Source organism: Polaromonas sp. P1_G4, assembly GCF_056405475.1.
The window spans coordinates 1-6,467 of record NZ_JBFUCA010000230.1; the positions used below are offsets into that span (position 1 = coordinate 1).

Sequence of the window (6,467 nt, forward strand, 5' to 3'; positions counted from 1 at the left end):
GTCCCAATCCGAAGGCGTTCCGTTTATAACAAGCATCAGTGAGCACCCGATGTTTGCAAAGCATGGGCTTCCTGAGGGCCTGGCCCAGGCCCTTGTTGCGAGCAACTATGTGGGCGAATCGGCGGCAATCACGATTGAGACGGTCGAGCGCGTGATGCAACCTCGATAAGCGGTCAACCTAAAAGGGACACCTTGTGCTTAAAACTCTCTCCGTTGGCATCGTCGGTTACGGTTACGCCACCAAAACGTTTCATGCGCCTTTGATAGCTGGAGTCCCGGGGCTCAGACTTGCCGCGATTTCAAGCAGCAATCCTTCCAAGGTGTATGCCGACTGGCCCGACGTGCAGGTCGAGGCAACTGCAGAGCGGATTTTTGCGCGTCCGGACATTGACCTTGTGGTGATACCAACACCCAACGACACACATTTTTCGCTCGCTTGCGCAGGGCTGGCCGCGGGCAAGCATGTGGTGGTCGACAAACCCTTTACGGTAACGTTGGACGAAGCGCGGCAATTGCAGGCAAAAGCACAAGCCGCTGGGCGCTTGCTTTCGGTCTTCCACAACCGTCGCTGGGATGCAGACTTCCTTACGCTGCGCCAGGTCATTGCCTCCGGTGAGCTGGGGAAAATCGTTCATTTTGAATCGCACTTCGATCGCTACCGGCCGGAAGTTCTTGCCCGTTGGCGCGAACAAGCCGATACGGGCGGTGGACTCTGGTACGACCTTGGAGCCCATTTGCTGGATCAGGCACTGCAGCTATTCGGGCTTCCCGAATCGATTGCACTCGACCTGGCAGAACAACGCAATGGCGCAAAGACTCCCGACTGGTTTCACGCCGTGTTKCGCCATGGCCAAAGCCGGGTCATTCTGCATGGCAGTGCCCTGACGCCGGCGCCGGGGTCGCGCTTCACAGTGCATGGAAGCCTGGGCAGTTTCCTCAAGATGGGTCTTGATCCACAAGAAAATGCGCTAAAAGCCGGAAAGCATCCACCCGCCCTGGACTGGGGAGTTGATCCCTTGCCTGCCGAGGTTTCAGTTTGGACGGACGGCGCTTGCGTAAGGCGCGAAATAAACTGCGTTGCGGGTGACTACCCTGCCTACTACAGCGCAGTACGCGATGCCATCCATGGCAAGGGCATCAATCCCGTCACGGCCAATGATGCGATGCAGGTCATCGGTTTGATTGAGCTGGGACTGCGGAGCGCGCGAGAGGGTCGCACAATGCCCGTTTCTGCCATCGAATTCCAGGCATGACAGCACGCGTTCGGCAAATGATCAGGAACCGGTGGCAAGCGCCTGGCTGCGAGTTTTGACGGACTTCCGCAAACCCTGTTCGTGCGGCTCACCAGCCATCGGCAGGGTGGCTATCGATTGACCGGCGTAAGTCGTTACAGGAATCAGGCGTACGCCATAGGGGATTGAGGGGTCGGCCCATCGTGCGTTGATGGCCTGATACAAATACTCGACCTGATCGGCCACGCTGCACCCGATCGTGTCGAAGAAGTTGGCGTGCTCGTTCGCAAGATCCGTACGTCCCAGCAACACCACACTCAGCAGTGCGGGTATGCCAACGCCAGCTTCTTGCAGCAGTTCCCGAAATCTGGCGCCATCCTCGATGCCCCACGCCACCAACGCGGTGAAAGGTAGCTGCCCCGAGGCATCCAGACTGGCCTTGATCATCCCCACAAGCACCGCTTCGTAGTTCTCATCAGGCAGGTGCGGCACAGTGATCACCTGAAGCTCAATTCCTGTCAGGGTGGTCTGCAGGTAGTCGAACCGCCGCCGTCCCATCTGGGTTGCCAGAAATGGGTGCGACGTTGTTGCGTATGCAATGCGGCGATGACCTTGCTGCTGCAAAAGCGTGATCGCCGCAGCCAGCGGCTCCCCCCACTCCATGCCGACCACCTCGACATCGGCCCCGGCGAGCGCCGCGCCATCCACGGCCAACGCATCGCATTTCTCTTTCAGCGCTGCGAGCAAATCAATCGTGATGGTTTTGTAGCTCGACTGAACCACGCAGGCGTCAAAGCGGGGCGAACCCTTCAAGATGGTCCGCGCGTGGGCGGGATCGGTGTAGGAAACTTCAAGTACGCGGTGGCCGTCAGCGGTAAAGCGACGCTGTAGCCCTTCTATCAACACACGGCCGCGGGCAATGCTGATGGAACGGCGCAGCAGCAGCACCGACCTTCCGGCCGGCGACGAGGCGCCGGGGCCGACGCCAGCCTCGCCTTCCACGCGGAAATAGGTCCCCCGCCCTACCTGCGATGCAATCAGCCCCCTGGCTTTCAGGCCCTGGAAGGCACGCTGAATCACCATCTGGGAGACGGCAAACCGGCGCATCAAATCCCGAATGGTCGGAAGGCGATCCCCGGGCTGGGCAGTACGTGCCAACTCTTCGAGGTACTGTTCCAGATCAGATGCTGTATTGCTCATATACATACAATACAACACATTTCACGCAACCCTCAATTGCCCTGGCTATGCGCCATGCATACCTTGAGCAATATGCGCCGGGCTCAACACAACATCCCTCAACCGCGGCCCACAAACGGCATCTTCGTGGCCATGATGGTCATGAACTGCACATTGGTTGACAACGGCAACGACGCCATGTGCACCACCGCATCGGCGACTTCCTTCGCATCCATCATCGGCTCAATGGCGATCTCGCCGTTGGCCTGGGGCACGCCCTTGGCCATGCGGGCCGCGAGCTCTGTCATGGCGTTGCCGATGTCGATCTGGCCGCAGGCGATGTTGTACTTGCGCCCGTCCAGCGAGATGGATTTCGTCAGGCCCGTGATGGCGTGCTTGGTGGAGGTATAGGGCGCTGAGTTGGGCCGAGGCGCATGGGCCGAAATCGAGCCGTTGTTGATGATGCGGCCGCCTTGGGGCAACTGGTCTTTCATCAACTTGATGGCGGCCTGCGCACAGAGGAAGGAGCCGGTCAGGTTGATGTTGACCACATTGGTCCACTGCTCAAACGTGATGTCTTCGAGGTTGACGGGCGGCGCGCCCACACCGGCGTTGTTGAACAGCAAGTCCAGCCGGCCGAACTTTTCCTTGACCCTGGCGAATGCCGCCGCCACGGAGTCGGGCTGGCTCACGTCGGTTGGCAAAGCCAGCGCGCGGTCTGTGCCCGATTCTTTGGCAACCTCGTTGAGCGGCTCGGCGCGGCGGCCCACCAGCGCCACGCTGTAGCCTTCACGCAGCAGGGCCAGGGCCACAGCCTTGCCAATGCCAGTGCCCGCGCCGGTGACGAGTGCGACTTTGCCGCTGGACTTGTTCTCGGAATTCATGGTGTGCCTTTGTCTCTTTGAAGGGGGTTGTAAAGGCGCTCTGGTCAATCGATGCCGCAACGAGCGCTACAGCCTTTAATTGTGCCCGAGGCTGACGGGTTCCACAGGCCGCGCCCGACGACTGCGCCGTCCGCTTTTGCCAGGTACTTTAGGTTTCAACTATTTTCGAGATTGTTGGAAATAACCGACACCACGGCTTTTTTGCCGGTGCTACCTTTGCACCCATGACAGCCCGCACCTCCGCTTCCACCACATCACCACCGCGAAAACTCTGGGACATCTCACCGTCGGTGGATGAAAACGCCGCGGTGTTCCCCGGCGACACGGCCTATTCGCAGCAGTTGCATTTTTCGCTGACGCCGGACTGCCCGGTCAACGTCAACAGCATCACACTTTCGCCCCATACCGGCGCGCATGCCGATGCGCCGCTGCACTATGCCAACGGTGAAACCAGCGTCGGCGAACTCGACCTCGCGCCCTACCTCGGGCCGTGCCGCGTGATCCACTGCATGGACTGCGGCCCGCTGGTGCAGCCGGAACACATCGCCCACGCGCTGGAAAACCTGCCGCCCCGCGTGTTGCTGCGTACCTCAGCGGCAGCCAGTCAGTCATGGGCATCATTTACGGCCATAGCCCCCGCCACGCTTGCGCTGCTAGCTACCAAAAACATAGCACTTGTCGGCATTGACACGCCCAGCGTGGACCCGGCCACCAGCCAGGACTTGCCCAGCCACCACCAGTTGCTGGCGCACGGCCTGCGCGTGCTCGAAAACCTGGTGCTCGACGACGTAGCCGAAGGCGACTACGAACTCATTGCCCTGCCGCTCAAACTCACCCGGGCCGACGCCTCACCCGTTCGCGCAGTCCTGCGTGAACTTCCATGAAGACCACTCCATGAGCACTTTGCAAGACTGCCGCGCCCTCGATGCGCAAGACCCGCTGCGCACGCTGCGCCGGCAATTCACCCTGCCCGAAGATGTGATCTACCTCGACGGCAATTCGCTGGGCGTGCTGCCCAAAACAGCCGCCGCTCGCGTCGCTGAAGCCGTGACCGCCGAATGGGGCCAGGGCCTGATACGCTCCTGGAACAGTGCCGGCTGGTTTGAGCTGCCGCAACGCCTGGGCAACAAGATTGCCCGGCTGATAGGTGCAGCCCCCGGCGAAGTAGTGGCCACCGACAGCACCTCCATCAACCTCTACAAGGTGCTGAGCGCTGCACTGCACATCGCGGCCCAGGACGCGTCCACGCGCAAGGTCATCGTCAGCGAGCGCAGCAACTTCCCGACCGACCTCTACATCGCCGAAGCCCTGTGCCGGGAACGCGGCTTTCGGCTGCGACTGGTCGAGCCCGAAGAGATTGCCGCCGCGCTCACCAGCGAAGTGGCCGTGCTGATGCTGACCCACGTGAACTACCGCACCGGCGCCATGCACGACATGGCCGCCGTCACCGCCGCAGCGCATGCAGCAGGCGCACTCACCGTCTGGGACCTGGCCCACAGCGCGGGCGCCGTGCCGGTGGACCTGAATGCGGCGAAAGCCGATTTCTCGATTGGCTGCGGCTACAAATACCTTAACGGGGGCCCCGGCGCACCGGCCTTTGTCTGGGTCAACCCCAAACACGCAGACCGCTTCTGGCAGCCGCTGGCCGGCTGGTGGGGCCATGCAGCACCTTTTGAATTCACTCCGGACTACCGCCCCGCTGCAGGAATCGCACGTTATCTGTGCGGCACCCAGCCCATCCTGAGCATGACCGCGCTGGAGTGCGGGCTGGACACCGTGCTGGCCGCCGAGGCATTCGGCGGCATGCAGGCCCTGCGCAAAAAATCGCTGGCACTGACCGACCTGTTTATTCAACTCGTGGAAGAACGCTGCGCGGGCCACGGCCTGGGCCTGGCCACACCGCGCGAACATTCCCGGCGTGGCTCACAGGTCTGCCTGACCAAAACCCAGGGCGCCTACGCCATCGTGCAAGCGCTGATCGCGCGCGGCGTCATCGGCGACTTCCGCGCCGGAGACGGCGGCGCCGGCAAGCACCTCGACATCCTCCGCTTCGGCTTCACACCGCTCTACATCGGTTTTGAGGACGTCKGGAACGCCGTCGAACAGTTGAAGCAGGTGCTGGAAACCGCCGAATGGCAAAAATCCGAGTTCAACCAGAAGCACGCGGTCACATGATGACATGGCCCCCACGGTCGTCCACTGCGTGCAGCCTGCGGCTTCTCCCTGCCCCTTTCATCACAAGAGGGACCGCTGCGCCTGCGGCCCCTGCTTGTTTCAATACCCAGATCGCTTTTCCGTGAAAGATCATCCATGAACACACAACGGCCGGCAGACATCGTGCGCGACGAAAAAGCGCAGCTCGACTTCAGTCACTCGATGAGCTATGGCGACTACCTGCAGCTCGACGCAATCCTGGGCGCGCAAAAACCGCTCTCGCCCGACCACAACGAAATGCTGTTTATCATCCAGCACCAGACCAGCGAACTCTGGATGAAGCTGATGCTGCACGAACTGCGCGCCGCGATCGCCAACGTCGCGAAAGACGAGCTGGGCGGCGCCTTCAAGATGCTGGCACGCGTGAGCAAGATCATGGAGCAGCTGGTGCACGCCTGGGMSGTGCTGGCCACCATGACGCCGYCCGAGTACAGCGCGATTCGCCCTTACCTGGCCAACTCCAGCGGCTTTCAAAGCGCGCAATACCGCTGCATCGAATTCGCGCTCGGCAACAAGAACGCCGCCATGCTCAAGCCGCATGCGCACCGGCCCGACCTGCTCGCGCAGGTACAAGCCGCGTATGAGACCCCGTCACTCTATGACGAAGCCCTGCGCCTGCTGGCCCGCCGCGGCCTGGCCGTACCGGCCAGCCATACGCAGCGTGACTGGACGCAAGGTTATGCCGAAAGCGATGAGGTTGAGCAGGCCTGGCTCGTGGTGTATCGCGACCCCAAGAAGTACTGGGACCTGTACCAGCTCGGCGAAGAACTCACTGACCTGGAAGACGCTTTCCGGCTCTGGCGCTTCCGGCATGTCACGACTGTGGAGCGCGTGATCGGGTTCAAGCGAGGGACTGGTGGGACGGGCGGCGTSAGCTWCCTGCGCAAGATGCTGGATGTMGTSYTGTTTCCGGAGATATGGAAGTTGCGGACTGACTTATAGGCGCGATGGATACAGG

The 6,467-nt window shown here is 61.4% G+C and carries 6 protein-coding genes; 4 read left to right on the forward strand and 2 right to left on the reverse strand.

The window, feature by feature from the left end:
• The first annotated feature begins 194 nt into the window (after positions 1-194).
• Positions 195-1,253, forward strand: a complete 1,059-nt coding sequence (locus tag AC1D1X_RS12780; protein WP_477698396.1) for an oxidoreductase — start codon at positions 195-197, stop codon at positions 1,251-1,253.
• A gap of 21 nt (positions 1,254-1,274) precedes the next feature.
• Here the strand turns inward: AC1D1X_RS12780 and AC1D1X_RS12785 are convergent, their stop codons facing one another.
• Together AC1D1X_RS12785 and AC1D1X_RS12790 are read right to left on the reverse strand one after the other, a co-directional pair.
• Complete coding sequence (locus AC1D1X_RS12785) at positions 1,275-2,432, reverse strand: GntR family transcriptional regulator (RefSeq protein WP_477671377.1); 1,158 nt, start codon at positions 2,430-2,432, stop codon at positions 1,275-1,277.
• A 98-nt stretch (positions 2,433-2,530) separates the two neighbouring features.
• Positions 2,531-3,295 (reverse strand): SDR family oxidoreductase, encoded by a 765-nt coding sequence (locus tag AC1D1X_RS12790; protein WP_477666272.1) that lies wholly within the window; start codon positions 3,293-3,295, stop codon positions 2,531-2,533.
• 224 nt (positions 3,296-3,519) lie between these two features.
• On the opposite strand from AC1D1X_RS12790, the gene kynB reads away from it, so the two are divergent.
• From kynB to kynA, 3 genes are all read left to right on the forward strand, one after another.
• Entirely contained in the window at positions 3,520-4,179 is a 660-nt protein-coding gene (kynB, locus tag AC1D1X_RS12795; protein WP_477671376.1) for an arylformamidase, read from the forward strand.
• Positions 4,180-4,189: 10 nt separating this feature from the next.
• The gene (gene kynU / locus AC1D1X_RS12800) at positions 4,190-5,470 is read left to right on the forward strand and encodes a kynureninase (protein WP_477698397.1); all 1,281 of its coding nucleotides are present in this window, start codon (positions 4,190-4,192) and stop codon (positions 5,468-5,470) included.
• A gap of 135 nt (positions 5,471-5,605) precedes the next feature.
• Positions 5,606-6,451, forward strand: coding sequence for a tryptophan 2,3-dioxygenase (kynA, locus tag AC1D1X_RS12805; RefSeq protein ID WP_477698398.1), 846 nt, complete (start codon positions 5,606-5,608; stop codon positions 6,449-6,451).
• Positions 6,452-6,467: the final 16 nt, after the last annotated feature.